Annotated in this window: 24 protein-coding genes; 8 read left to right on the top strand and 16 right to left on the bottom strand. The window is 71.1% G+C overall.

What is annotated here, in order from left to right; all coding sequences use genetic code 11:
• Positions 1–15: 15 nt before the first annotated feature.
• The 3 genes from ACZ4UV_RS09250 (at position 16) to ACZ4UV_RS09260 (ending at position 1,487) form a co-directional block, all read left to right on the top strand.
• Complete coding sequence (locus ACZ4UV_RS09250) at positions 16–219, top strand: hypothetical protein (protein WP_351493632.1); 204 nt, start codon at positions 16–18, stop codon at positions 217–219.
• A 311-nt stretch (positions 220–530) separates the two neighbouring features.
• A complete protein-coding gene (locus ACZ4UV_RS09255; protein WP_390034457.1) occupies positions 531–1,007 on the top strand; it encodes an SHOCT domain-containing protein in 477 nt (158 codons plus the stop codon).
• A gap of 33 nt (positions 1,008–1,040) precedes the next feature.
• Complete coding sequence (locus ACZ4UV_RS09260; protein WP_351493628.1) at positions 1,041–1,487, top strand: DUF7144 family membrane protein; 447 nt, start codon at positions 1,041–1,043, stop codon at positions 1,485–1,487.
• Positions 1,488–1,525: 38 nt separating this feature from the next.
• On the opposite strand, the gene ACZ4UV_RS09265 is transcribed toward ACZ4UV_RS09260, so the two are convergent.
• Together ACZ4UV_RS09265 and ACZ4UV_RS09270 are read right to left on the bottom strand one after the other, a co-directional pair.
• Entirely contained in the window at positions 1,526–2,425 is a 900-nt protein-coding gene (locus ACZ4UV_RS09265) for a LacI family DNA-binding transcriptional regulator (protein ID WP_467837070.1), read from the bottom strand.
• A 29-nt stretch (positions 2,426–2,454) separates the two neighbouring features.
• Positions 2,455–3,375 (bottom strand): LysR family transcriptional regulator, encoded by a 921-nt coding sequence (locus ACZ4UV_RS09270; RefSeq protein ID WP_451016002.1) that lies wholly within the window; start codon positions 3,373–3,375, stop codon positions 2,455–2,457.
• Positions 3,376–3,534: 159 nt separating this feature from the next.
• Here ACZ4UV_RS09270 and ACZ4UV_RS09275 point away from each other — a divergent pair, with 159 nt between their 5' ends.
• The 3 genes from ACZ4UV_RS09275 (at position 3,535) to ACZ4UV_RS09285 (ending at position 6,508) form a co-directional block, all read left to right on the top strand.
• Positions 3,535–4,425 (top strand): SDR family oxidoreductase, encoded by an 891-nt coding sequence (locus tag ACZ4UV_RS09275; protein ID WP_451016001.1) that lies wholly within the window; start codon positions 3,535–3,537, stop codon positions 4,423–4,425.
• Positions 4,426–4,538: 113 nt separating this feature from the next.
• On the top strand, positions 4,539–6,005 hold the full coding sequence (locus ACZ4UV_RS09280; RefSeq protein ID WP_467837917.1) for an AlkA N-terminal domain-containing protein: 1,467 nt from the start codon (positions 4,539–4,541) through the stop codon (positions 6,003–6,005).
• A 20-nt stretch (positions 6,006–6,025) separates the two neighbouring features.
• Positions 6,026–6,508 (top strand): methylated-DNA--[protein]-cysteine S-methyltransferase, encoded by a 483-nt coding sequence (locus ACZ4UV_RS09285; protein ID WP_451016000.1) that lies wholly within the window; start codon positions 6,026–6,028, stop codon positions 6,506–6,508.
• Here ACZ4UV_RS09285 and ACZ4UV_RS09290 read toward each other — a convergent pair.
• The 3 genes from ACZ4UV_RS09290 to ACZ4UV_RS09300 form a co-directional block, all read right to left on the bottom strand.
• A complete protein-coding gene (locus ACZ4UV_RS09290; RefSeq protein ID WP_451015999.1) occupies positions 6,505–7,233 on the bottom strand; it encodes an SIR2 family NAD-dependent protein deacylase in 729 nt (242 codons plus the stop codon). The genes ACZ4UV_RS09285 and ACZ4UV_RS09290 overlap by 4 nt on opposite strands.
• 83 nt (positions 7,234–7,316) lie before the next feature.
• Complete coding sequence (locus tag ACZ4UV_RS09295; protein WP_451015998.1) at positions 7,317–7,811, bottom strand: NUDIX domain-containing protein; 495 nt, start codon at positions 7,809–7,811, stop codon at positions 7,317–7,319.
• Entirely contained in the window at positions 7,808–8,902 is a 1,095-nt protein-coding gene (locus ACZ4UV_RS09300; protein WP_451015997.1) for an ADP-ribosylglycohydrolase family protein, read from the bottom strand. Before ACZ4UV_RS09300 ends, ACZ4UV_RS09295 begins: the two co-directional genes overlap by 4 nt.
• A 159-nt stretch (positions 8,903–9,061) precedes the next feature.
• On the opposite strand from ACZ4UV_RS09300, the gene ACZ4UV_RS09305 reads away from it, so the two are divergent.
• Positions 9,062–10,180, top strand: coding sequence for a glycerate kinase (locus ACZ4UV_RS09305; protein WP_467837919.1), 1,119 nt, complete (start codon positions 9,062–9,064; stop codon positions 10,178–10,180).
• A 6-nt stretch (positions 10,181–10,186) separates the two neighbouring features.
• On the opposite strand, the gene ACZ4UV_RS09310 is transcribed toward ACZ4UV_RS09305, so the two are convergent.
• The 10 genes from ACZ4UV_RS09310 to ACZ4UV_RS09355 all read right to left on the bottom strand — a co-directional run bounded on the left by ACZ4UV_RS09310 (position 10,187) and on the right by ACZ4UV_RS09355 (position 22,724).
• Positions 10,187–11,431, bottom strand: coding sequence for an alpha/beta fold hydrolase (locus ACZ4UV_RS09310; protein WP_467837074.1), 1,245 nt, complete (start codon positions 11,429–11,431; stop codon positions 10,187–10,189).
• Positions 11,432–11,665: 234 nt separating this feature from the next.
• Entirely contained in the window at positions 11,666–12,490 is an 825-nt protein-coding gene (gene pssA / locus ACZ4UV_RS09315; RefSeq protein WP_294001429.1) for a CDP-diacylglycerol--serine O-phosphatidyltransferase, read from the bottom strand.
• Positions 12,491–12,512: 22 nt separating this feature from the next.
• A complete protein-coding gene (locus ACZ4UV_RS09320) occupies positions 12,513–13,169 on the bottom strand; it encodes a phosphatidylserine decarboxylase (RefSeq protein ID WP_294001328.1) in 657 nt (218 codons plus the stop codon).
• A 169-nt stretch (positions 13,170–13,338) separates the two neighbouring features.
• Entirely contained in the window at positions 13,339–14,544 is a 1,206-nt protein-coding gene (locus ACZ4UV_RS09325) for an acyl-CoA dehydrogenase family protein (RefSeq protein ID WP_390034448.1), read from the bottom strand.
• A gap of 3 nt (positions 14,545–14,547) precedes the next feature.
• Positions 14,548–15,060, bottom strand: coding sequence for a MaoC family dehydratase (locus ACZ4UV_RS09330; protein WP_351959935.1), 513 nt, complete (start codon positions 15,058–15,060; stop codon positions 14,548–14,550).
• A gap of 5 nt (positions 15,061–15,065) precedes the next feature.
• Positions 15,066–16,028: an HpcH/HpaI aldolase/citrate lyase family protein gene (locus ACZ4UV_RS09335; protein ID WP_467837077.1), complete on the bottom strand. Its 963-nt coding sequence runs from the start codon at positions 16,026–16,028 to the stop codon at positions 15,066–15,068.
• Complete coding sequence (locus tag ACZ4UV_RS09340; protein WP_451019305.1) at positions 16,025–18,073, bottom strand: protein meaA; 2,049 nt, start codon at positions 18,071–18,073, stop codon at positions 16,025–16,027. The genes ACZ4UV_RS09335 and ACZ4UV_RS09340 overlap by 4 nt, the downstream gene beginning before the upstream one ends.
• A gap of 17 nt (positions 18,074–18,090) precedes the next feature.
• Positions 18,091–19,434 (bottom strand): crotonyl-CoA carboxylase/reductase, encoded by a 1,344-nt coding sequence (ccrA, locus tag ACZ4UV_RS09345; RefSeq protein ID WP_451019306.1) that lies wholly within the window; start codon positions 19,432–19,434, stop codon positions 18,091–18,093.
• A gap of 532 nt (positions 19,435–19,966) precedes the next feature.
• Complete coding sequence (locus ACZ4UV_RS09350; RefSeq protein WP_390034445.1) at positions 19,967–20,782, bottom strand: TetR family transcriptional regulator; 816 nt, start codon at positions 20,780–20,782, stop codon at positions 19,967–19,969.
• 136 nt (positions 20,783–20,918) lie between these two features.
• A complete protein-coding gene (locus tag ACZ4UV_RS09355; RefSeq protein ID WP_467837079.1) occupies positions 20,919–22,724 on the bottom strand; it encodes a 3-hydroxyacyl-CoA dehydrogenase family protein in 1,806 nt (601 codons plus the stop codon).
• A 379-nt stretch (positions 22,725–23,103) separates the two neighbouring features.
• Here ACZ4UV_RS09355 and ACZ4UV_RS09360 point away from each other — a divergent pair, with 379 nt between their 5' ends.
• Positions 23,104–23,679 (top strand): adenylosuccinate lyase, encoded by a 576-nt coding sequence (locus ACZ4UV_RS09360; RefSeq protein WP_390034443.1) that lies wholly within the window; start codon positions 23,104–23,106, stop codon positions 23,677–23,679.
• Here the strand turns inward: ACZ4UV_RS09360 and ACZ4UV_RS09365 are convergent.
• Positions 23,666–24,199 carry a GNAT family N-acetyltransferase gene (locus ACZ4UV_RS09365; protein WP_467837081.1) on the bottom strand — a complete coding sequence of 178 codons (534 nt, stop codon included), beginning with the start codon at positions 24,197–24,199 and terminating at the stop codon, positions 23,666–23,668. The two genes, ACZ4UV_RS09360 and ACZ4UV_RS09365, sit on opposite strands and share 14 nt — an antisense overlap.
• Positions 24,200–24,224 lie beyond the last annotated feature (25 nt).

The raw sequence follows: 24,224 nt of genomic DNA on the forward strand, positions 1-24,224 counted from the left end.
GGCGGGAGACGGCTCATGCACTGCGAGATCCGCGTCGAAGGGACCATGTCCGACATGCTCACGCGGGCCTTCCCGGAGCTGGAGCATGTGACGATGTCCGGCCAGACGGTCCTGTTCGGCCCCGTCATCGACGAGGCACAGCTGTACGGACTGCTGGACCGCTGTCTGTCGCTGGGGCTGCGGGTCGTGGAGATGCGGCGGCTGCCCGAACCGGAGTGACCTGGAACGCCCGGGGATCACCCGCGGTGGGTGAGCCGTGGCCCCGGCCGCCGAGCCCGCACACCCCCCATCGGACGGTTCGGGGCGGTCGTCCCGACCGGGCGTGCCCGCCCGGACTCCGCCTGCCGCCCCGTTCGGCGACCGGTCGTCCGGTCCCGGACGGGGCGCCGCTTCGTGGAGCGACCCGGTCGCCGCGGGTGCCGCACCGCGCACGATCACCCGCACCGGGTGAGGAACCCCGGCGCCCGCCGTGCGCACGCTGGGACGGCAGGGCCCGGCCGACCGGCCGGCGCCGTGGACGGAGGACGTACATGAGCGCGCAGACCTACCTCGCATACGACTATCCGCTGCTGAGCGCCTTCTGGACGATGTTGTGGCTCTTCCTGTGGATCATGTGGCTCGTGCTGCTGTTCCGGGTCATCGTGGACATCTTCCGCGACGACTCGATGGGCGGCTGGGCCAAGGCCGGCTGGCTGGCCCTCTGCATCGTGGTCCCCTTCCTGGGTGTCCTCGTCTACGTGATCGCCCGGGGCAAGGGCATGGGACAGCGGGAGATCGCCCAGGCCCGCGACCAGCAGAAGGCGTTCGAGTCGTACATCCGGCAGACCGCCAAGAGCGGCCCCGCCCAGACCAGCAGCGTCGACGAACTGGCCAGGCTCTCCGAGATGAAGTCCCGCGGTGACATCTCGGACGAGGAGTTCCGCAGGGCCAAGGCACTGGTCCTGAGCGACTACCCGTCGGCCGAGCGCTCCGGCTCCGGCTCGGTGCCCACCGCCCACGGGCGCTGAGCACCCCCACCGAGAACGAATCGAGGCAGCCGCATGACCGCCACACATCCCGCGCACCACCCGCACCAGCACACCGCCAAGATGGCATGGGCCGGAGGACTGACCGCCTTCGCCGCCGTCATGCTCATGATCGCCGGACTGCTCGCGGTGTTCCGGGGCATCATGGCCATCGCCCAGGACGACGTCTTCGTGACGACCCCCAACTACGTGTTCAAGTTCGACCTCACCAGCTGGGGCTGGATCCACCTGGTCCTCGGCGTGATCGCCGTGGTCGTCAGCATCGGCCTCTTCCAGCCGGCCGCGTGGGCACGCGGCGCCGGGGTGGCCATCGCCGCACTGGTGATCATCGCCAACTTCCTGTCCCTGCCGTACTACCCGGTCTGGTCCGTCGTGATGATCGCGCTGTCCGGATTCATCATCTGGGCGCTGTGCGTGGTGCGGGGCGACGACTCGGCCGACACGGGCGCGGACCTGGGCTGACGGTCCGGTGCGTGCCGCCCCCGCGTGCGGGACTCCGCTCAGGCCGAGTCCCGCACGATGATCCGCGCCGGCACCGGTACCAGCCCCGCCGTGTCCAGCCCCAGCGCGGTCCGCGCGGCCAGCCGGCCGTGGGCCTCCGCGTCGATGTGCACGGTGGTCAGGGCGGGGGTGCTCAGCTCGCCGTACTCGGTGTCGTCGTAGCCGATCACCGCCAGGTCGTCGGGGACGGCCAGGCCGAGGTCGTGCAGGGCGGTCAGGGTGCGCAGGGCGAGGTCGTCGTCGAAGGCGGCGACCGCCGTGACGTCCGGGTGCGCCGTGCGCAGCGCGGCCACCGCCGCGGTGCCCGCCTGCCGCGGCCGGGGCACCGTGCACGGCACCAGGGGCGGCAGGCCCAGGCTGTGCAGGGTGTGTTCGGCGAACCGCCGCCTGGCCTGTGCCAGCGCGGAGTCCTCCGCCGGCAGGGCCAGTGCGATCCGGGTGTGCCCGTGCTCGGTGAGGTACCGGATCTGCAGGGCCGCGTGCGCGGCGAGGCCGTCCTTCCAGCCGCCGCCCCGGTCCTCCAGGTCGTGACCGGTCAGATACGGCTCGGCGAACCGCAGCACGGCCCGCGGGGTGATCGCGTCCAGCACCTGCCGGGTCGCCTCCGCCGAGTGCCGGCCGTGCCGGACCAGCAGGACGTGCCCGTGCGCGGCGAGTTCGTCGTCGAGGCCGCGGACGTAGCTGCGCGAGTAGTTGCCCTCCAGGCCCCGGTCCAGGTCCAGGACCACCACCCGTGAACTGCCCTCGCGCAGGGCCCGGGCCACCCCGTGCGGGACGTAGCCGAGGTCGCGCGCGGCCTGCCGCACCCGGTTGCGGGTGGCGGCCGAGATGGTCTGGCGCGGGTCGTCGTTGAGGACGAAGCTGACCGTGGCGCGCGAGACCCCGCTGGCGGCGGCCACGTCGTTCAGTGTGACTCTCCCGGATCCGCTCATCGGCCGGCCCCGGTCCCCGCGTGCGGGCGCCCGGTCCGGGTGGCGCCGGAGGGGATCAGATGGGTCTGCGCCGCGCGGCGGAACGCCGGGAACAGGGGATGGCGGTCCCCGGCGCGGGCGGCGAGGACCACCTGGAGGGGGGCCGCGTCCTCGATGGGGACGAGGACGATGTCCGGCCGCAGGTTGCCGCGGAACCCGGCCGGCGCCAGGGACACCACCTCACCGCTCGCCACCAGCTCCAGCTTGTCCTCCAGCGTCTCCACCAGGGCGCCCAGGTTGGTGTGGCCGGGGGGATTCGCGCCGATCCGGTCGGCGCCGGTGAAGCGGGGGAGCGGCTCGTCGGCGAAGTCCGCGAGGGTGACCGAGTCCCTGCCGGCCAGCCGGTGGCCGAGCGGCACCAGGAGGACCCGCGGCTCGTCGTAGAGGACCGTGATGTCCAGGCCGTCGGCGGCGAACAGGAACCGGGTCACCACCACGTCGACCCGGTGGTCGAGGAGCGCGGCGCGCGGTTCGTTCCAGTCCACGTGCAGGGTGCGGACGTCCGCCTCCGGGTGGTGGTGGCGCAGCTCGCGCACGGCCGGGGTGACGATCTGGTGGGTGGTGTACCCGACGGTGAAGGGACCGTGCGCGGCGGCCGAGCGGGCGCTGGCGGCGGCCCGGGCGGCGGTCCGCAGCAGCTCCCTGGCCTGTGGCAGAAAGGTCTCCCCGGCTTCGGTGAGCCGGGTGCCGCGCGGCGTGCGGTCGAGCAGCCGGACGCCCAGCTCCCGCTCCAGGCGCCGGATCTGACGGCTCAGCGACGGCTGCGCGAGATGCAGCGCGTCGGCCGCGCGGCCGAAGTGCAGCTCCTCGGCGACCACGGTGAAGTAGCGCACCAGGCGCAGCTCCAGGTCCACCGGCGGTACGAAGGAATCGGGCACCCCTCGACTCTACTCCCGGCGTCCTGGCTCCCGCCGCCGTGAGCTGCGGTCATGACCGGACGGGCATCGCCGGGTACGGAACAGGTCTTGGACCCGGCCCCGGGGCCGGGCGCACGCTGAGGTCATCCCAGCAACGCACTCTCCGTGAGGTGATTCGTCATGCGTGTGTTCGTCACCGGCGCCACCGGGTTCATCGGCAGCGCGGTGGTCCGCGAACTGCTCGACGCCGGCCACCAGGTGCTCGGCCTCGCCCGCTCGGACGCGGCCGAGGCGGCCCTGAAGGAGGTGGGAGCGGAGGCGCACCGCGGCGACCTGAACGACGTCGACGGCCTGCGGGGCGCGGCGGGAGCGGTGGACGGGGTGATCCACACCGGGTACAACCACGACTTCTCCGACATGCCCGGCGCCCTCCGTACCGAACTCGACGTGCTGAAGGCCCTCGGCGACGCGCTCGCTGGGTCCGGCCGGCCCCTGGTCGTCACCTCGGTGACCGGCCTCCTCGCCCCGGGACGCCTCGGCACCGAGGAGGACACGCCCGACCCCGCGGGCCCCGGCGCCCACCGGGCCGAAGCTGAACGCTCCGCCCTGGCCATGGCCGGCCGCGGGGTGCGGGTATCGGCGATCCGGCTCCCTCAGGTGCACGGAGCAGGCGACCACGCCTTCGTCCCGTTCCTGATCGGCGTCGCCCGCGACAAGGGTGTCGCCGCCTACGTGGGGGACGGCACCAACCGCTGGTCGTCCGTGCACCGCCTCGACGCCGCCACCCTCTACCGCAAGGCCCTGGAGACGGCGCCGGCCGGGGCCGTGCTGCACGCGGTCGCCGACGAGGGCGTCCCGCTCCGCGGCATCACCGAGGTCATCGGCCGCCGCCTCGACGTGCCGGTCGTGTCCCTCGCACGGGAGGAGGCGTCCGACCACTTCGGCTGGATGGCGGCCTTCGTCGGCAACGACAACCCCACATCCGGCGCCGCCACCCGCGAGCGGTACGACTGGCGGCCCGCGCAGCCGGGGCTGCTGGCCGACCTCGACCAGGACCACTACTTCGCCTGACGGCCGCAGAACCTCCTGGTCGTCGGGGTCCCGAAGGTCAGCGCACCTTCGTGTCGGATTCCCGCCAGCATCGGCCGCACCCGGTGGCCGATGCTGGACCCATGCAGAAAGGGATGCAGCTCGACCGCGAGCACTGCGTACGGGTCGTGCAGTCGAAGGACGCGCGGTTCGACGGCTGGTTCTTCACCGCCGTCCTGACCACCCGGATCTACTGCCGGCCCAGCTGCCCGGTGGTACCGCCCAAACCCGAGAACATGACGTTCTACCCGAGCGCGGCCGCCTGCCAGCAGGCCGGGTTCCGGGCCTGCAAGCGCTGCCGGCCCGACACCAGCCCCGGTTCCCCGGAGTGGAACCAGCGCGCCGACCTGGTCGCCCGCGCCATGCGGCTGATCGCCGACGGGATCGTGGACCGCGAGGGCGTACCCGGCCTCGCCGCCCGCCTCGGCTACAGCCCCCGGCAGGTCGAACGCCAGCTGCTCGCCGAGCTCGGCGCCGGCCCGCTGGCCCTCGCCCGGGCCCAACGCGCCCAGACCGCCCGCCTGTTGATCGAGACGACCGCGCTGCCGATGGCGGAGATCGCCTTCGCGGCCGGCTTCTCCTCGATCCGCACCTTCAACGACACCGTCCGCGAGGTCTTCGCTCTCTCGCCGACGGAACTGCGCGACCGCCGCCCCAGGTCGGCCCAGCTCGCCCCCGGCACGCTCACCCTGCGCCTGCCCTTCCGCGCCCCCCTCAACCCCGACAACCTCTTCGGCCACCTCGCGGCCACCGCCGTGCCCGGCGTGGAGGAGTGGCGGGACGGCGCCTACCGGCGGACCCTGCGGCTGCCGTACGGCCACGGCATCGCCGCCCTCACCCCGAAGCCCGACCACATCGCCTGCCGGCTCACCCTCAGCGACCTGCGGGACCTGCCCGTCGCCATCAGCCGCTGCCGGCGGCTGCTCGACCTGGACGCCGACCCGGTCGCCGTCGACGACCAGCTGCGCACGGACCCCTTCCTCGCCCCGCTGGTCGACAAGGCGCCGGGGCGGCGGGTGCCGCGCACGGTCGACGAGGCGGAGTTCGCCGTCCGGGCCGTGCTCGGCCAGCAGGTCTCCACGGCCGCCGCCCGCACCCACGCGGCCCGCCTGGTGACCGCCCACGGCACCCCGGTGGACGACCCCGAGGGTGGCCTCACCCATCTCTTCCCGTCCCCCGAGGCGCTCGCGGACGTACCGCCGGACTCCCTGGCGATGCCCCGCACCCGCCGCACCACCTTCACCACCCTCGTCGGTCAACTCGCCGACGGCACCCTCCACCTGGGCGTCGAGAGCGACTGGTCCGAGGCGCGCGCCCGCCTCCTCGCCCTCCCCGGCTTCGGTCCGTGGACCGTCGACGTCGTCGCCATGCGCGCCCTCGGCGACCCCGACGCCTTCCTCCCCACCGACCTCGGAATCCGCCGGGCCGCCCAGGAGTTGGGCCTGCCCGGCACCCCGGCGGCCCTCACCGCCCGTGCGGCGGCCTGGCGCCCCTGGCGCGCGTACGCCGTCCAGTACCTGTGGGCGACCGACAGCCACCCGATCAACTTCCTGCCCGTATAAGGACGTTCGAGGACATTGCCGTGAAGAACCACACCGTGACCGACAGCCCCTACGGACCCCTCACCCTGGTGGCCGAGGACGGCACCCTGTGCGGCCTCTACATGGAGGACCAGCGCCACCGCCCGCCCGAGGAGACCTTCGGCGCCCGCGACGACGACCTCTTCACCGAGACCGAGGAACAGCTGACCGCCTACTTCGCGGGCGAGTTGAAGGAATTCACCGTCGAACTGCGCCTGAACGGAACTCCGTTCCAGCGCGGCGTCTGGGAACAGCTGCGCCGGATCCCCTACGGCGAGACCCGCTCGTACGGCGAACTCGCCGAAGCCCTCGGCAACCCCCAGGCCTCCCGCGCGGTCGGCCTCGCCAACGGGAAGAACCCGGTCGGCATCATCGTCCCCTGTCACCGCGTGATCGGCGCCAACGGCAGCCTCACCGGCTACGGCGGCGGCCTGCCGCGCAAGCAGCGCCTGCTGGACTTCGAACGGGGAGCGGGTCTCTTCTAACCGGCCTGGAGCGCGGAGAGCAGCTTCGGCAGGGCCGTGCCGATCGGTTCGCGGACGATCTCGTCGGCCCGGTCGTCGTACGGCGTCGGCTCGGCGTTGACGATGACCAGCCGGGCGCCGTGGTCGGCCGCGACACCCGCGAGCCCGGCGGCCGGCTGGACCTGGAGGCTGCTGCCGACGGCCACGAACACCGTGCAGGCCTTGCTGATGGCGACGGCCTCGCCTAGGACCTCAGGGTCGAGCCGCTCGCCGAACATCACGGTCGCCGACTTGAGGATGCCCCCGCACTCCAAGCACGGCGGGTCTTCCTCGCCGGCTTCGACGCGGGCGATCGCGTCCGCCATCGGCCCCCGCGCATGGCACTTCGTGCACACCACGCTGCGCGCCGAGCCGTGCAGTTCGAGCACCTTGCGGGCGGGCATCCCGGCGAGCTGGTGCAGCCCGTCCACGTTCTGCGTGATCACCCGCACCGGAACCCCGGACCGCTCCAGCTCGGCGACGGCCCGGTGCGCCGCGTTCGGCTCCGCCTGCAGCGTCCGGTTCCGACGCCGCATCTGCCAGGACCGCCGCCGGATCTCCGGGTCGCCCATGTAGTACTCGTACGTCACGAGCTTCTCGGCCTCGGGATCCTTCCGCCACAGCCCGTTGGGGCCGCGGTAGTCGGGGATCCCGGAGTCGGTCGAGATGCCGGCGCCGCTGAGGACGGCGACGAGGGGCCTGTTCATGGGGCCGAGGGTAGGACGGGCGGGCAGCCGGGGCCAGCGGTTATCGGGGGCGGGCCGGGGTACAGACAGCCGGGGCGGCCGGGTCAGCCGACCCGGTGACCGTTCTCCAGTTCCGCCGCGCCCGCATCCGCCACGAGGACGTCCAGGGCGGCCAGGACCCGGCGGCCCAGGGAGCCCGGGAGGTGTGCGGGGAGTTCCTCCCGGGAGACCAGCCGCCAGGACAGCAGCTCCTCCTCCTGGAGCCGGATCGCCCGGAGGTCGGCGTCGGAGACGACCCCGCCGTCGTACAGGTAGGCGACGATCGGCGGCCGGCCCGCGCCGTGCACCCAGTCCACCGCCAGCAGCCGGCCCATCTCGCGGTCCAGGCCGATCTCCTCCAGGGTCTCTCGGCGGGCGCCCTGGCGCGGGGTCTCCCCGTCGTCGGACTCGACGGTCCCGCCCGGCAGCGCCCAGCCCTCCCGGTAGTTCGGTTCGACGAGCAGGACCCGTCCCTCGGTGTCCCGGAAGAGCGCGGCGGCCCCGGCGAGGATCCGGGGGAGGCTCGCGATGTACGCGGCGTAAGCGTCGGTGGTGGTCACTCGGAAAGCGTAGCCAGTGCGGACTGCGCGCCGGTCCGGGCGAGGCGCACGGTGCGTGCCGCCAGGTCGCTGATGCGGGCCCCGTCGAAACCGAAGACGGCGCTGCGGACCGTGTCCTCGAGGGGGATCGTCCACTGGCCGGGGACGGCCGCCGCGCCGGTCAGCACCCCGGCCACCGAGCCCGCCGTCGCCCCGTTGGAGTCGGTGTCCAGGCCGCCGCGCACGGTGAGGGCGACGGTCCGGGTGAAGTCGCCCTCGCCGTACAGCAGTCCGGCGGTGAGCACGGCCGCGTTGGGGACGGTGTGGATCCAGCCGAGGCCGGCGGTCTCGGCGGCGATGGTGGTGAGGGTGTCCTCCCAGCCCATCCGGGTCTCGTACAGGGAGACCACCCGGCGCACGGTCCGGGCCAGGCGGCAGCCCGCCGGTACGACGGTGAGCGCCGCGTCCACCGCCTGCCGCACCGTCGGCGCGGTGAACGCCGCCGAGATCAGCGCGGCCGCCCACATCGCGCCGTACACCCCGTTCCCGGAGTGCGAGAGGACCGCGTCCCGACGGGCCAGGGTGGCGGCCCGGTGCGGGTCGTCCGGGCAGGTCCAGCCGAAGACGTCGGCGCGGATCAGGGCGCCGATCCACTCCTGGTACGGGTTGTCGTAGGTGGCGGTGAGGGGCGGTTTCAGTCCGTTGGTGAGGTTGCGGTAGGCCGCCCGCTCCGCCGTGAAGGTCTGGAGGTACGGCAGTCGCTGCAGCCACAGCTCGCCCACCTGCTCGGTGCTGAAGCCGAAGCCGTGGGTCTCCAGGAGGTGCAGGCCGAGGATCGCGTAGTCGACGTCGTCGTCGCGGCAGCTGCCGTGGATCCGGCCGCGCACGCACTGCCGCCACTCCGGGCGCAGGGCGAGCGCGTCGCTCTCGTCGGCGGGCTCGGGGAGGTAGTCGGTGAGCGGCAGGGCGGCGGCCCGCCGCAGGTAGCCGTCGATGCGCTCCCGGGTCCACAGGTCGCCCCGCTCCACCGGTTTGCCGAGCATGTTGCCCGCGATCCGGCCGAGCCAGCCGCCGAGCACGCGGTCGGCGTAGTCGGGCCCCAGACTGGTCATGGCTGAGGTCTACCCGTTTTCGCAGACGGTTCCCAGCCGCTTCCCAGGCTTCGGGCGGGGCATGACGGCGAGGGTGTCCTCCGGTTAAGGTCACAGCGGCGCGACTGGCCTTGACGTGCGCGAGGCCCGGAGAGCAAGGGGATACAGGTGACACAGCGCGTGCTCATCGCCGCGGACAAGTTCAAGGGCTCGCTGACGGCCGTGGAGGTCGCCCAGCGGGTCACGGCCGGGCTCAGGCGGATCGTGCCCGGCGCCGACGTCGAGGCGCTGCCCGTCGCGGACGGCGGGGACGGCACGGTGGCCGCGGCGGTCGCGGCCGGCTTCGAACGCCACGAGCGTAAGGTCGCCGGGCCGCTGGGGCAGGAGGTCACCGCCGCGTTCGCGCTGCGCGGCGACACCGCGGTCGTGGAGATGGCCGAGGCGAGCGGACTGCAGCGGCTGCCCCGCGGTGTCTTCGCGCCCCTGACGGCCTCCACGTACGGCTCCGGAGAGCTGCTGCGGGCCGCGCTGGACGCGGGCGCGCGCACGATCGTCTTCGGCGTCGGGGGCAGTGCCACGACCGACGGTGGGGCCGGGATGCTGTCGGCGCTCGGCGCCCGCCTCCTCGACGCGGACGGCGAACCGGTGCCGCCGGGCGGCGGCGGCCTCGCCGATGTGGCCCGTGCCGACCTGTCAGGCCTTGACCCGCGCCTGTCCACCGTCGACCTGGTCCTCGCCAGCGACGTCGACAACCCGCTCACCGGCCCGAAGGGCGCGCCGGCCGTCTACGGCCCGCAGAAGGGCGCCTCGCCGGACGACGTGGAGCTCCTGGACGCCGCGCTCGCCAACTTCGCGAAGGTCCTGGAGACCGAGGTCGGTCCGCGTGCCGCCGAGTACGCGGTCGCGCCGGGCGCGGGCGCGGCCGGGGGCATCGGGTACGGCGCCCTGCTGCTCGGCGCGCGCTTCCGGGCCGGTATCGACGTCATGCTCGACGTCCTGGGCTTCGCGCCCGCGCTGGAGCGGGCCACGCTGGTGATCACCGGTGAGGGTTCCCTCGACGAGCAGACCCTGCACGGCAAGGCGCCGGCCGGGGTCGCGGCCGCTGCGCGCGCCGCCGGCAAGGAGGTCGTCGCGGTCTGCGGCCGCCTCGCCCTCCCGCCACAGGCGCTCGGGCGGGCCGGGATCCGCCGTGCCTACCCGCTGACCGAGGTCGAACCGGACGTGGTGAAGTGCATCGCGGAGGCCGGGCCGATCCTGGAGCGGGTCGCCGAGCAGATCGCGCGGGACTTCCTGAGCTGAGGGCGCCTAGTCCAGCTGGGTCAGGAGCCCGTCGTCGTCCCGGTAGAAGCTGCCACTCGTCTGGTCCTCCACCCGGTGCTTGTCGAACCACTGCATGGACATGTGCTGGACCACCTTGGCGGGGCGCTCCCAGACCACGGAGTGTCCCGCGTCGGCCAGCTCGAACATCAGCTTCTTCGGCCCCGGGATCGCCTTGTACAGGCCCGGGACGGAGAACGTCAGGACATCCGGGAGCGGTGGGGTCGGCGGGGTGTTGGCCGTCCGGTCCATCTCGCCGTAGACGATCATCACGGGCACCCGGTCACCGAGGATGTACGTGCCTGAGGCGTCCTTGAGCGGAACGGTGTGGTTGTTCCAGCCCCACCAGTAGGTGTTCCGGTACCGAAGGACGCCCTCCGCGGTGCCCCCTGGCGGTATCGGTCCCCAGGTGCTGCCCAGGGCGTCGTTGGCCATCATCGCGTCCCACACGATGTCTCCCATGTCGGGTTCCCGCTGGAGCGGGCTGGCCTGCTCCTTGTCCCAGCCGATCTTGAAGCCGGTCTTGCTGGCGACGTGCATCGGGAAGCCGAACGTGAGGGCCGGCGTGGACAGGGGCAGTACCGCGGCCTCCGACGGACGTCCGAACGGATTCATGGCGTCGCCGGACCAGCGGCCCTTGGGCGGGAAGATCGGGGCGAGCAGGAAGAGGCTCTTGACGTTCTCGGGGTGCTTGAGAGTGTAGGGGCCCATGACAAGGGCGCCGGCGGACCAGCCGACGAAGTCGATCGGGCCGGTCGTACCGGTCTGGGTCTTGATGAACTTGACCACTGTGTCGACTTCCGCCTCCTCGCTCTCGGAGTTGCCGAGCTGGTACCCGTACGGCGGTGCGCATTTGGCTGAGAGCGGGTTGGGTACGAGGACCGACTCCTGCTGGGCAGGGTTGGCGTTGCAGGGTTGGTCCATCGGCAGCGGCCGTGGTGTCCGCCCGCTGCCCTGGAGGTCCATCAGGAACACGTCGAAGCCGTGCTGGGCCAGCTGCTGTGCCCAGCTGTACCGGATGTCGGAGCCGCCCGAACCGGGAATCACGAGGTCGAAGCCCGCGACCGCAGGCACGCTCCGGCCGTGGAGCATCAGCACGGGAGGCGGCTGCGGGCCACCGGTCTTCCGGTACTCGCGCACGAACAGCTGCACCGTTTGGCCCGGATTCGGCGGGATCATCGGGAGCGTCGAGATGTGCGGCACGGAGTGGTCTTTCACCGTGAGTGAGGGCATGGGGGTCCTCCTGTTCGAAAAGAGGGGGGGCAGTCCCCATCCCCCGAATTGGGGCAAACCCCGGTAAAGTTCAGCCCAATTCCACCGTCCTCCCCAGCCTCGCCCTGCGCAACTCGGCCGCGACCTGGGGTGGTTGACCGGTCAAAGGCCAACCCCGTGTGCACTTGAAGCCGAAACGGGTGTGGCCCGAGCCTCGAAGGCTCGGGCCACACCCGTTTCGCGTTCCGACGAGGGTCAGGGCAGCTGTGCCGCCCGCGCCTCGCGCCTGTTGTCGCGGAAGTTGTTCACCCGGCGGGCCGTGGCGAACAGCGGGATCACCGCGCCCATCACCAGCTGCAGCGCGCAGCCGGTCTGCAGGAGGAGCTGGCCGCTGGGCGCGTCGAAGGCCCAGGAGACGAGGAGCCCCATCGAGAGGACGATCCACGCGAGCATCGCGACCGCGAGGCGGCCACGCGGCTTCGGGTACTCCACCCGGCTCACCATCAGCCAGGCCGTGCCCAGGATGGCGAGAAGCGTCGCGACGAAGGGGAGTTCCAGCAGGACGATGGAGACCACCGTCAGCGCACCGAACGGGCTCGGCATGCCCTGGAACATGCCGTTCGGCGGTGTCACGCACGAGAACCGGGCGAGTCTCAGCACCACGGCGAGCAGCACGACCACCGCTCCGACCGCGGCCACCTTCTGGTACGCGTCGTCGGCCACCATGCCGTAGACGAGCACGAAGTACGCCGGCGCGAGGCCGAAGCTGATCAGGTCGGAGAGGTTGTCCAGTTCCGCGCCCATGGGGGAGGAGCGCAGCTTGCGCGCCACCAGGCCGTCGAACAGGTCGAAGACCGCCGCGCAGAGCATGAGGATGACCGCGGTCGCGGCGCTGTGGCGCGCCATGCCGGCCGACTGGTCGTCCCCGGTGAGGTGCGGGATCAGGATGCCGGTGGTGGTGAAGTACACCGCCATGAAACCGCACGTGGCGTTGCCGAGCGTGAGGGTGTCCGCTATCGAGAGGCGGAGAGAGAGCGGCATCTCCTCCTCGTCGTCGCCGATCTCGTCGGCCTCGGGCACCCAGCCCGCCTGGGTCTCAGGATCAATCACGGTCAATGCGAGTCACCCCAGCCACGGTCTTCTGGCCGACCTCGACCGCGACCTCCACGCCCTCCGGCAGGTAGATGTCGACGCGCGAGCCGAAGCGGATCAGACCGATGCGGTCGCCCTGCTCGACCTTCGTGCCCTGCGGGACGTAGGGGACGATGCGGCGGGCCACCGCGCCGGCGATCTGGATCATCTCGATGTCGCCGAGTTCGGTGTCGAAATGCCAGACTACGCGCTCGTTGTTCTCGCTCTCCTTGTTGAAGGCGGGAACGAAGCCACCGGGGATGTGCTCCACCGACGTCACCTCGCCCGCGAGGGGCGCGCGGTTGACGTGGACGTTGAGCGGGCTCATGAAGATCGCGACCCGGGTGCGTCCGTCCTTCCACGGCATGATGCTCTGCACCACACCGTCGGCAGGGGAGATGACACGGCCCTGGGCGATCTCCCGCTCGGGGTCGCGGAAGAACCACAGCATGCCCGCCGCGAGCGCGGTGGCGGGCAGGGCGACGGCCTTGGCGGCGCCGGAGCGACGGGCGCGCAGGAGGCTGACGGCTGCGGTGGCGACGGTCGGGAGAAGCCACGGCGATGCTCCGCGCGCGAGGCGTACGCCGGCCAGGCTGTCTCGATGTGCAGAGGTTTGGCTGTGGGGCATGGATGACCTTCGTAGCGGATGATGCCGCGCGGGAAATGGGGACGGCGGCTTTCCGGGATCGTACCGGTCGGGGGCCGCAACTGGGCAAGCCAGGAAGCCGAGTCGGCGGCCGAAGACCGTTGACGGGGTGTGATCTTCTTCTCGAAGAAAACACCCCGTACCGGGACAATCAGCCCTGGAATCGATACTCTTCGAGCAACCTTCGCCCGATGATCATTTTCTGGATCTCGGCGGTACCTTCGCCGATCAGCAACATGGGCGCCTCACGGTAGAGACGTTCGATCTCGTACTCCTTGGAGAAGCCGTAGCCGCCGTGGATCCGGAAGGCGTCCTCCACGACCTCCTTGCAGTACTCGGAGGCGAGGTACTTCGCCATCCCGGCCTCGAGGTCGTTTCGTTCCCCGGAGTCTTTTTTGCGTGCAGCGTTGACCATCATGGCATGCGCGGCCTCGACCTTGGTGGCCATCTCCGCCAGCTTGAACTGGATGGCCTGGTGCTGGGCGATCGCCTTGCCGAAAGTGTGACGCTGCTGGGCGTACCGGACGCCCAGTTCGAACGCACGCTGCGCGACACCGCAGCCACGCGCCGCCACGTTGACGCGACCGACCTCGACCCCGTCCATCATTTGGTAAAAACCTCGGCCGGTGGCCCCGCCGAGCACCCGATCGGCCGGGACCCGCAGCCCGTCCATGATCAGCTCGGTGGTGTCGACGCCCTTGTAGCCCATCTTGTCGATCTTGCCCGGGATGGTGAGGCCGGGGCGGACCTCGCCGAAGCCGGGCTCCTTCTCCACCAGGAAGGTCGTCATCGACTTGTGCGGGGCCGTGCCCTCGGGGTGGCCTTCGTCACTCCGCACGAGGACGGCCACCAGGGACGACGTCCCGCCGTTGGTCAGCCACATCTTCTGGCCGTTCAGGACGTACTCGTCGCCGTCCTTCACCGCCTTCGAGGTGATCGCGGACACGTCCGAGCCGAGGCCCGGCTCCGACATCGAGAACGCGCCCCGGATGTCGCCGGCCGCCATCCGCGGCAGGAAGTGCTCCTTCTGCTCCTGCGTGCCGTGCTGCTTGAGCATGTACGCCACGATGAAGTGCGTGTTGATGATCCCGGAGACGGACATCCAGCCCCGGGCGATCTCCTCGACGCACAGCGCGTACGTCAGGAGGGACTCGCCCAGGCCGCCGTACTCCTCGGGGATCATCAGGCCGAACAGGCCGAGCTCCTTGAGGCCGTCGACGATCTGCTGCGGGTACTCGTCGCGGTGCTCCAGCTCGGTGGCGACCGGGATGATCTCCTTGTCCACGAAGTCGCGGACGGTGGAGAGGATCTCCTGCTGGACGTCGGTCAGACCGGCGGTCTGGGCGAGACGGGCCATCGCTTACTTCCCCTGTTCCTTCAGCTCGGGGCGGCCCGGCTGCTCGCCGCCGCGCTCCTTGATGTACGTCTCGGTCGGCACCATCACCTTGCGGCGGAAGATGCACACCAGCGTGCCGTCCTGCTTGTAGCCCTTGGTCTCGACGTAGACGATCCCGCGGTCGTCCTTCGACTTGGAGGGCCACTTGTCGAGCACGGTCGTCTGGCCGTAGATCGTGTCGCCGTGGAAGGTCGGCGCCACGTGCTTGAGCGACTCGATCTCCAGGTTGGCGATCGCCTTGCCCGAGATGTCCGGCACGGACATGCCCAGCAGCAGCGAGTAGATGTAGTTCCCGACCACCACGTTCTTGCCGAAGTCCGTCGTCTTCTCGGCGTAGTTCGTGTCCATGTGGAGCGGATGGTGGTTCATGGTGAGGAGACAGAACAGGTGGTCGTCGTACTCCGTGACCGTCTTTCCGGGCCAGTGCTTGTACGTCGCCCCGACCTCGAACTCCTCGTACGTGCGTCCGAACTGCATCGCGCTCAGCCCTCCGAGATCTCGAACTTGCTGGTGCGCTGCATGCCGGCCGCGCGGCCCTTGCCGGAGATGACCAGGGCCATCTTGCGGCTGGCCTCGTCGATCATCTCGTCGCCGAGCATCGCGGAGCCCTTCTTGCCGCCCGCCTCGGACGTGTAGTAGTCGTACGCGTCCAGGATCAGCTCGGCGTGGTCGTAGTCCTCCTGCGACGGCGAGAAGATCTCGTTGGACGCCTCGACCTGGCCCGGGTGCAGCACCCACTTGCCGTCGAAGCCGAGCGCGGCGGCGCGCTGGGCGACCTCGCGGTAGCCGTCGATGTTGCGGATCTGGAGGTAGGGGCCGTCGATCGCCTGGAGATTGTTGGCGCGGGCGGCCATCAGGATCTTCATCAGGATGTAGTGGTAGGCGTCCGCCGGGTAGCCGGGCGGCTGCTCGCCCACGACCAGCGACTTCATGTTGATGGACGCCATGAAGTCGGCCGGGCCGAAGATGATCGTCTCGACGCGCTGGGACGCGGTGGCGATCTCGTTGACGTTGTTGAGGCCCTGGGCGTTCTCGATCTGCGCCTCGATGCCGATCTTGCCGACCTCGAAGCCCATGGTCTTCTCGATCTGGGTGAGGAGGAGGTCGAGCGCGACGACCTGCTGGGCCGTCTGCACCTTCGGCAGCATGATGCAGTCGAGGTTCTGCCCGGCGCCCTCGACCACGGTCACGACGTCACGGTACGTCCACTCGGTCGTCCAGTCGTTGACCCGCACCACGCGCGTCTTGCCCGTCCAGTCGCCCTCGTTGAGGAACTTGACGATGGTGTGCCGCGCCTCGGGCTTGGCGAGCGGCGCGCACGCGTCCTCCAGGTCGAGGAAGACCTGGTCCGCCGGGAGACCCTGCGCCTTCTCCAGGAAGCGGGGGTTCGAACCGGGTACGGCCAGGCACGAGCGCCGCGGGCGGAGACGGTTGACGGTCGTCATGCGGGGACCTCCAGGGGGTCGAGCTTGTTCGCTTTCCGGATCTCGTCGACGATGCGGCCGATGATTCCGGTGATGTCGAAGTCCTTCGGGGTGAAGACCGCGGCCACTCCGGCTTCCCGCAGCTGCTCGGCATCACCGTTCGGGATGATGCCACCGGCGATCACGGGTATATCTGTGGCACCGGCCACACGGAGTCGTTCCAGGACGTCCGGGACCAGCTGGGCGTGCGACCCGGAGAGGATCGACAGGCCGACCGCGTGCACGTCCTCGGCGAGGGCCGCGTCCACGATCTGCTCGGGGGTGAGCCGGATGCCCTGGTAGACCACCTCGAAGCCGGCGTCCCGGGCGCGGACGGCGATCTGCTCGGCGCCGTTGGAGTGGCCGTCGAGACCCGGCTTGCCGACCAGGAAGCGCAGCTTGCCGCTGCCCAGGTCGCGTGCGGTGGCGTCCACCCTGGCCCGCACCTCGGCCAGCGCCGAGCCCGCCTCGACGGGAACGGCTATCGGAGCCGAGGAGACCCCGGTGGGCGCCCGGAACTCGCCGAACACCTCCCGGAGCGCGCCCGCCCACTCGCCGGTCGTGACGCCGGCCCGGGCGCACTCCAGGGTGGCCTCCATGAGGTTGTCGGTGCCCTTGGCGGCCTCCTTCAGCCGCTCCAGGGCCTTGCAGGGCCGCGGGTGGTTGAAGGGCGGCTGGTAGCGCGTGTCGCGCCAGCGCCCGATCGCCTCGACGACCCGGGCCTCGACCGCCGGGTCGACCGTCTGGATCGCGGTGTCCAGGTCGGCCGTGAGCGGGTTCGGCTCGGTGGTCTCGAAGATGTTGACGCCGACGATCTTCTCCTGGCCGGACTCGATCCGGCCCCGCCGCTCGGCGTGCGACGCCACCAGCTGCGACTTCAGGTAGCCGGACTCGACGGCCGCCATCGCGCCGCCCATCTCCTGGATCCGGTCCATCTCCGCGAGCGAGTCCCCGACCAGCTGGGCGACCTTCGCCTCGATGACGTGCGAGCCCTCGAAGATGTCGTCGTACTCCAGCAGGTCGCTCTCATGGGCGAGCACCTGCTGGATGCGCAGCGACCACTGCTGGTCCCAGGGCCGGGGCAGGCCGAGGGCCTCGTTCCAGGCGGGAAGCTGCACGGCACGCGCGCGTGCGTCCTTCGAGAGCGTCACGGCGAGCATCTCCAGGACGATCCGCTGGACGTTGTTCTCCGGCTGCGCCTCGGTCAGCCCGAGCGAGTTCACCTGGACGCCGTACCGGAAGCGCCGCTGCTTGGGGTTCTCGATGCCGTACCGCTCGCGGGTGACCTGGTCCCAGATGCGGCCGAACGCCCGCATCTTGCACATCTCCTCGACGAACCGGACGCCGGCGTTCACGAAGAAGGAGATGCGGGCGACGACGTCACCCATGCGCTCCTGCGGCACCTGGCCGCTGTCGCGCACCGCGTCGAGGACGGCGACGGCGGTGGACATCGCGTACGCGATCTCCTGGACCGGCGTGGCGCCCGCCTCCTGCAGGTGGTAGCTGCAGATGTTGATCGGGTTCCACTTCGGGAGGTGGGAGACCGTGTACGCGATCATGTCCGTCGTCAGCCGGAGCGAGGGCCCCGGCGGGAAGACGTGCGTCCCCCGGGACAGGTACTCCTTGACGATGTCGTTCTGGGTCGTGCCCTGGAGCTTGGTGACGTCCGCGCCCTGCTCCTCCGCGACGACCTGGTAGAGCGCCAGCAGCCACATGGCGGTGGCGTTGATCGTCATCGAGGTGTTCATCTGCTCCAGGGGGATGTCCTGGAACAGCCGGCGCATGTCACCGAGGTGCGAGACGGGCACGCCCACCCGGCCGACCTCGCCGCGGGCGAGGATGTGGTCGGGGTCGTAGCCGGTCTGCGTCGGCAGGTCGAACGCCACCGACAGACCCGTCTGGCCCTTGGCGAGGTTGCGCCGGTACAGCTCGTTGGACGCCTCGGCCGTGGAGTGCCCGGCGTACGTGCGCATGAGCCACGGCCGGTCCTTCACACGTGCCCCGTCGGCGATCTGACGCTCAGTCATCTATGACCTCGGGTGTCTCAGATGTTGCGGAAGCGGTTGATGGCGTCGAGGTGCTTGGCACGCATCTCCCCGTCGCGCACGCCGAGGCCTTCCTCGGGGGCGAGGCAGAGGACGCCGACCTTGCCCTGGTGCAGGTTGCGGTGCACGTCGTAGGCGGCCTGGCCGGTCTCCTCCAGGGAGTAGACCTTCGACAGGGTGGGGTGGATCTTGCCCTTCGCGATCAGCCGGTTGGCCTCCCAGGCCTCGCGGTAGTTGGCGAAGTGCGAGCCGATGATCCGCTTCAGGGACATCCACAGGTAGCGGTTGTCGTACTCGTGGTTGTAGCCCGAGGTGGAGGCGCAGGTGACGATCGTGCCGCCCTTGCGGGTGACGTAGACGGAGGCGCCGAAGGTCTCGCGGCCCGGGTGCTCGAAGACGATGTCGACGTCCTCGCCGCCGGTGAGTTCGCGGATGCGCTTGCCGAAGCGCTTCCACTCGCGCGGGTCCTGCTCCTGCTCGTTCTTCCAGAACTTGTAGCCCTCGGCGTTGCGGTCGATGATCGCCTCGGCGCCCATCGCGCGGCAGATGTCCGCCTTCTGCGGCGAGGACACGACACAGATGGGGTTGGCGCCGCCCGCGAGCGCGAACTGCGTGGCGTACGAGCCGAGCCCGCCGCTCGCGCCCCAGATCAGGACGTTGTCGCCCTGCTTCATGCCGGCGCCGTTGCGGGAGACCAGCTGGCGGTAGGCGGTGGAGTTGACCAGGCCCGGGGCGGCGGCCTCCTCCCAGCTGAGGTGGTCCGGCTTCGGCATCAGCTGGTTGGACTTGACGAGCGCGATCTCGGCGAGGCCGCCGAAGTTGGTCTCGAAGCCCCAGATGCGCTGCTCGGGGTCGAGCATCGTGTCGTTGTGGCCGTCGCTGGACTCCAGCTCCACGCTCAGGCAGTGCGCGACGACCTCGTCACCGGGCTTCCAGGCGTTGACGCCCGGGCCGGTGCGCAGGACGACGCCCGCGAGGTCGGAGCCGATGATGTGGTACGGCAGGTCGTGCCGCTTGGTGAGCTCGCTGAGCCGGCCGTAGCGCTCCAGGAAGCCGAACGTCGACAGCGGCTCGAAGATCGAGGTCCACACCGAGTTGTAGTTGACACTCGATGCCATGACGGCGACCAGGGCCTCGCCCGGGCCCAGCTCGGGCAGGGGGACCTCGTCGAGGTGGATCGACTTGCGCGGGTCCTTGTCGCGGGTCTCCAGGCCCGCGAACATGTCCGTCTCGTCCTTGTGCACGGTGATCGCGCGGTACGACTCGGGGAGCGGCAGGGCGGCGAAGTCGGCCGGCGTCGAGTCCGGCGACTGGATGGCGTCCAGAATGGCCTGAGTGGTCACGGTGTTGCCTCCGGCGATGCTTGCGCCCCTTGAGGGAAGGGGCGCTGAGGGTTACGTCGGTGCTGCTGAGGGTTTCGGGAAAGATGCCGTCGGTTCGGCGGGGGTGGTGCTTCGGCAGCGCTTTGTGGCGCGGGAGGTTGCCTGTGACGCAGGCGTCCGGCGGGGTGGGCCGATGGGCTCACCGGGACAGGCCGAACACCTCGAAGGTATGACACCGCGTGTCAGGTGGCAAGGCACTGAGTGCCAGGAATCGCTCTCAGATGAAATCTTTACGTAACAAATGAGCGATGATCGATCAAACCTACTGGCGGGTAGGGGAAAATGGCCCGTCTTGTGGGAGACGTCCGGATGCTGGGGGCGGGCTGTGGGGCGTCGATCACACGACCGGTGTGACGCACCCGGCACCGCATGCCGGCGTCGGCGGCGGGGCGTCCGGTTGCCGGGGCTGGGGCCACCGACTCAGCCCGTCCGGCGATTGAGGACGAGCGGCGGAGCCGCGGTTCGGTGACCGCGACCCACCACGACCGTCACGCTAGGAGCGCTCCTTCAGCGCCTGCTCGATGGTCCGCATCACTTCGTCCAGGGGCGCGTCCGTGCGAGCGACCGTCACCAGCACCTCCCCCTGCGAGGAGACCGAGGCCGGCGCGGCCGGGCGGGGCGCAGCCTCTCTGCCCGCCCCGATCCCGTTCCCGAACGTCTTGCGTACGATCGCGAAGGCATGGTCCAGCTGGAGCTCGACGTCCCCCTGGCCACCGGCCCGCAGCCACCGCCGCAGCACGTGGTTGTGGGCGGTGACCACGGCCGACGCCGCGACCTCGGCCAGCAGCGGGTCGTCGTTCGCGTCGTCCGCGTGGGCGTGCTCGTCGAAGTGGCCGAGGAGGTAGCGGGTGAAGAGACGCTCGTAGCGGGCCACCGACGCGATCTCCGCCTCGCGCAGGGTGGGTACCTCGCGGGTGAGCTTGTAGCGGGCGACCGAGATGTCCGGTCGGCCCGCGTACATCTTCATGACTTCCTTGATGCCGCGGCACACCGTGTCGAGCGGGTGCTCGTGGGCCGGGGCCGCGTTCAGCACGGCCTCCGCGCGGATCAGTGTGTCGTCGTGGTCCGGGAAGATCGCCTCTTCCTTGGAGCGGAAGTGGCGGAAGAAGGTGCGGCGGGCGACCCCGGCCGCGGCCGCGATCTCGTCGACGGTGGTCGCCTCGTACCCCTTCGTCGCGAAGAGCTCCATCGCGGCGGCCGCCAGCTCCCGGCGCATCTTGAGCCGCTGAGCCGCCGCGCGGCTGCCCGCGGCGCTCTCCGGCGCGTCGGGCGTGGCGGGGGTACGTGAGGACTTGGCGGGCTGGGACATGACCCGAACGTACTGCATGTGCGCAGCTTGATGCGCAGGTCCGGGGTTTCCCCCGCCCGCGAAGGGCGGGGGACCGTCAGCGGGGTCGAGCAGTCCGCCCCAGTCCTTCTCGTCCCGGAACCAGTCGCCGACGCCGTCAGCGGCGGGCATATTCGCGGAAGCCACGGCCGGTCTTGCGGCCGAGGCAGCCCGCGGCCACCAGGTGCTCCAGGAGCGGCGCGGGCGCGAGGCCCGGGTCGCGGAACTCCCGGTGCAGCACCTTCTCGATGGCGAGCGAGACGTCCAGGCCGACCACGTCCAGGAGCTCGAACGGGCCCATCGGGTAGCCGCCGCCGAGCTTCATCGCCGCGTCGATGTCGTCGAGGGACGCGTAGTGTTCCTCGACCATCTTGATCGCGTTGTTGAGATACGGGAACAGCAGCGCGTTGACGATGAACCCGGCCCGGTCGCCGCAGTCGACCGCGTGCTTCCTGATGCGGCCGCAGACCTCGCGGACGGTCGCGTGGACGTCCTCGCCGGTCAGCACGGTGCGGACGACCTCGACCAGCTTCATGGCCGGCGCGGGGTTGAAGAAGTGCATCCCGATCACGTCCTGCGGACGCGAGGTGGCCCGGGCGCAGGCGACGACCGGCAGCGAGGAGGTGGTGGTGGCCAGGACCGCGCCCGGCTTGCAGACCTTGTCCAGGGTCTGGAACAGCTGCCGCTTGACCTCCAGGTCCTCGGCGACCGCCTCGACGGCCAGGTCGACGTCCGCGAAGGCGTCGTACGAACCCGCCGGGGTGATCAGGTCCAGGGTCTGCGCGGCCGCCTCGGCGGTCATCCGGCCCTTGCCGACGGAGCGGTCCAGGGACTTGCCGATGCGGGCCTTCGCCGCCTGTGCCTTCTCCTCGCTGCGGGCGGCGAGGACGACCTCGTACCCGGCCTTGGCGAAGACCTCGGCGATCCCGGAGGCCATGGTGCCGGAGCCGGCGACGCCGACCGAGCGCACCGTACGGCCCGGGGTGAGCGCGGCGCCGTCCAGCGGGGTGAGCGCGTCCCGGACGACGGTGGCGCTGCCCGGGGCCTCGTAGGAGTAGAAACCGCGGCCCGACTTGCGGCCGGTCAGGCCGGCCTCGCTGAGCTGCTTGAGGATGGGCGCCGGGGCGTGCAGGCGGTCGCGGGACTCGGCGTACATGGCCTCCAGGACCGTACGCGCCGTGTCGACGCCGATCAGGTCCAGCAGGGCCAGCGGGCCCATCGGCAGGCCGCAGCCGAGCCGCATGGCCGCGTCGATGTCCTCGCGGGAGGCGTACTTCGCCTCGTACATCGCGGCGGCCTGGTTGAGGTAACCGAACAGCAGCCCGTCCGCGACGAACCCGGGGCGGTCGCCGACCGCGACCGGCTCCTTGCCCAGCTCGATCGCCAGGTCGGTGACGGCGGCGACGGCGCCCGGCGCGGTGAGCACCGAGGAGACCACCTCGACCAGCTTCATCGCCGGGGCCGGGTTGAAGAAGTGCAGGCCGAGGACGCGCTCGGGGCGGGCCGAGTCGGCGGCCAGCCGGGTCACGGAGAGCGCGTTGGTGCCGGTGGCGAGGATGGTCTCGGGGCGGACGATGCCGTCCAGCTCCCGCAGGACCTGGTGCTTGATGTCGTACGACTCCGGGACCACCTCGATGACGAGGTCGGCGGCGGCGGCGGCCGACAGGTCGGTGCCGGTGCGGACCCGGCCGAGGATGTCGGCGCGGTCCTGCTCGGTCAGCTTGCCGCGGGCCACGGCACGGGCGGTGGAGGACTCCAGCGCGGCAACGGACCGGGCGGCCTGGGCCTCGCCGACGTCGATGCCGATCACCTGGCGGCCGGCCCTCGCGAGGACCTCGGTGATACCGGTGCCCATGGTGCCGAGGCCGACGACGGCGATCGTCTGGAGCGGGGACAGGGAAGGGTCGGACTGGGGAGTGGCCATCGCGGGACTCCAGGAATGAGGGTGACGACTGGAAACGCGCCCGGGTGCGCCGAGGGGCGCACCGGGTGCGGAGAGAGCTGCGTGAATGCGGGTGGTGCCGGGCTGCGAGCGCACACGCCCGGTGCTGCCGCCACGAGCGCGCACACGCCCGGCAGCGGCGGATTCCGACCGGCCCTGTCCCGGAGCCGGGTCGTACTGCGGTACGAGGTACCGAACCGACCTTCGTACTCACGGCGGCTGCGTCACCAAACCGGCGTGAGCGTTAGTGCGAGTGGGTGACTCGCTCGATTGAGCTTAACCGGCGGGTAACGAGCGCGCCAGCCCTCCGACTTTGTGATGTACGTCCCTCGCTCACCGCAACCCCTCTACGCTGGGCTTCGTGGACGAAGAGTTGCGATCACTCACGGAGCGTTTGCGGCAGGAGTCGCAGGGGACGGCCGCCTTCGACCGGCTTCTGGCCACCGAGGACCACGACGCACTGGCGGAGGTGCTCACCGCGGCCGGACAGCCGCTGTGGGCCAGGGAGCTGGCGGCGTTCCGGCTTGGGGAGGCCGGTGACCGGCGGGCCTTCGAGACCCTGGTCCTCCTCCTCAACCACCGTGACCCACCCCGCTGCGCCTCCGCCGCCTACGCCCTCGCTCGCCTGCACGACCCGCGCACCGCCCGCGCGGCCGCCGCCCTCGCCACCAACGAACTCCGTGTCGCCTACGCCCTGCACCCCGTCCGTCTCCTGGTCGAACTCCGTGCCCCGGAGTCCGTCCCCGCCCTGATCACCACCCTGGAGCGCCGGCTGCGCCCGCACGACCCCTACCGCAGGGTCGCCCTTGCCTGCGTGGACGGTCTCGGCGCCCTCGGCGACACCCGCGCCCGCCGCGTGCTGACCGAGGCCCTGGCCCACCCCACCCTCGCCGAGGCGGCGGTCCAGGCCCTCGCCCGCATTCCTAGGCAGCGGTGATGCCGAGCTTCCTGACGTACCGCACCTCGGGCACCGGCACCCCGCCGACCTCGTACGGCTCCTCGGCGCCGTCGGCCGCGAAACCCGCGATCTCGTAGAACCGCCGGGCGCGCGCGTTCTCCTTCAGCACCCACAGGTACAGGCGCGGGTGCTCGGCGCACTGCTCCAGCACCGTCGCGAGCAGTGCCCGCCCGGCGCCCGTGCCGAGGTGTGCGGCGTCCACGTAGATGGCGTACAACTCGGCGTCACCGGTGCGCACTTCACCGTCCCGGTACGGCCCGTGCGCAGCCCACCCCACGATGGTGCCGCCTCGCACGGCGACCAGCTCCGTCACTCCGTCCCCGCCGTCCCGGAACCGGGCCCGGCGCCGCTCGGCGTCCCGATCGACACTGAGCCCGTCCAGGAAGGGCTGCGGCATGAGGCCCCGGTAGGCGTACTGCCAGCCCCGGATGCGGATCTCCGAGACACGGTCGCAGTCGTCGAGGGTCATCGGGCGGATGCGGAGGGGGGCGTCGTTCATGGCGGCACCCTAGGCGGCGAACGGC

The organism is Streptomyces sp. NPDC028289, from assembly GCF_055565975.1.

What these genes read in the sequence shown, in the direction of transcription:
- ACZ4UV_RS09250 (WP_351493632.1), top strand. Translation starts at nt 16, where the DNA reads ATGCACTGCGAGATCCGCGTCGAAGGGACCATGTCCGACATGCTCACG.
- ACZ4UV_RS09255 (WP_390034457.1), top strand. Translation starts at nt 531, where the DNA reads ATGAGCGCGCAGACCTACCTCGCATACGACTATCCGCTGCTGAGCGCC.
- ACZ4UV_RS09260 (WP_351493628.1), top strand. Translation starts at nt 1,041, where the DNA reads ATGACCGCCACACATCCCGCGCACCACCCGCACCAGCACACCGCCAAG.
- ACZ4UV_RS09275 (WP_451016001.1), top strand. Translation starts at nt 3,535, where the DNA reads ATGCGTGTGTTCGTCACCGGCGCCACCGGGTTCATCGGCAGCGCGGTG.
- ACZ4UV_RS09280 (WP_467837917.1), top strand. Translation starts at nt 4,539, where the DNA reads ATGCAGCTCGACCGCGAGCACTGCGTACGGGTCGTGCAGTCGAAGGAC.
- ACZ4UV_RS09290 (WP_451015999.1), bottom strand. Translation starts at nt 7,233, where the DNA reads ATGAACAGGCCCCTCGTCGCCGTCCTCAGCGGCGCCGGCATCTCGACC.
- ACZ4UV_RS09300 (WP_451015997.1), bottom strand. Translation starts at nt 8,902, where the DNA reads ATGACCAGTCTGGGGCCCGACTACGCCGACCGCGTGCTCGGCGGCTGG.
- ACZ4UV_RS09310 (WP_467837074.1), bottom strand. Translation starts at nt 11,431, where the DNA reads ATGCCCTCACTCACGGTGAAAGACCACTCCGTGCCGCACATCTCGACG.
- ACZ4UV_RS09320 (WP_294001328.1), bottom strand. Translation starts at nt 13,169, where the DNA reads ATGCCCCACAGCCAAACCTCTGCACATCGAGACAGCCTGGCCGGCGTA.
- ACZ4UV_RS09325 (WP_390034448.1), bottom strand. Translation starts at nt 14,544, where the DNA reads ATGGCCCGTCTCGCCCAGACCGCCGGTCTGACCGACGTCCAGCAGGAG.
- ACZ4UV_RS09330 (WP_351959935.1), bottom strand. Translation starts at nt 15,060, where the DNA reads ATGCAGTTCGGACGCACGTACGAGGAGTTCGAGGTCGGGGCGACGTAC.
- ACZ4UV_RS09335 (WP_467837077.1), bottom strand. Translation starts at nt 16,028, where the DNA reads ATGACGACCGTCAACCGTCTCCGCCCGCGGCGCTCGTGCCTGGCCGTA.
- ACZ4UV_RS09340 (WP_451019305.1), bottom strand. Translation starts at nt 18,073, where the DNA reads ATGACTGAGCGTCAGATCGCCGACGGGGCACGTGTGAAGGACCGGCCG.
- ACZ4UV_RS09350 (WP_390034445.1), bottom strand. Translation starts at nt 20,782, where the DNA reads ATGTCCCAGCCCGCCAAGTCCTCACGTACCCCCGCCACGCCCGACGCG.
- ACZ4UV_RS09355 (WP_467837079.1), bottom strand. Translation starts at nt 22,724, where the DNA reads ATGGCCACTCCCCAGTCCGACCCTTCCCTGTCCCCGCTCCAGACGATC.
- ACZ4UV_RS09365 (WP_467837081.1), bottom strand. Translation starts at nt 24,199, where the DNA reads ATGAACGACGCCCCCCTCCGCATCCGCCCGATGACCCTCGACGACTGC.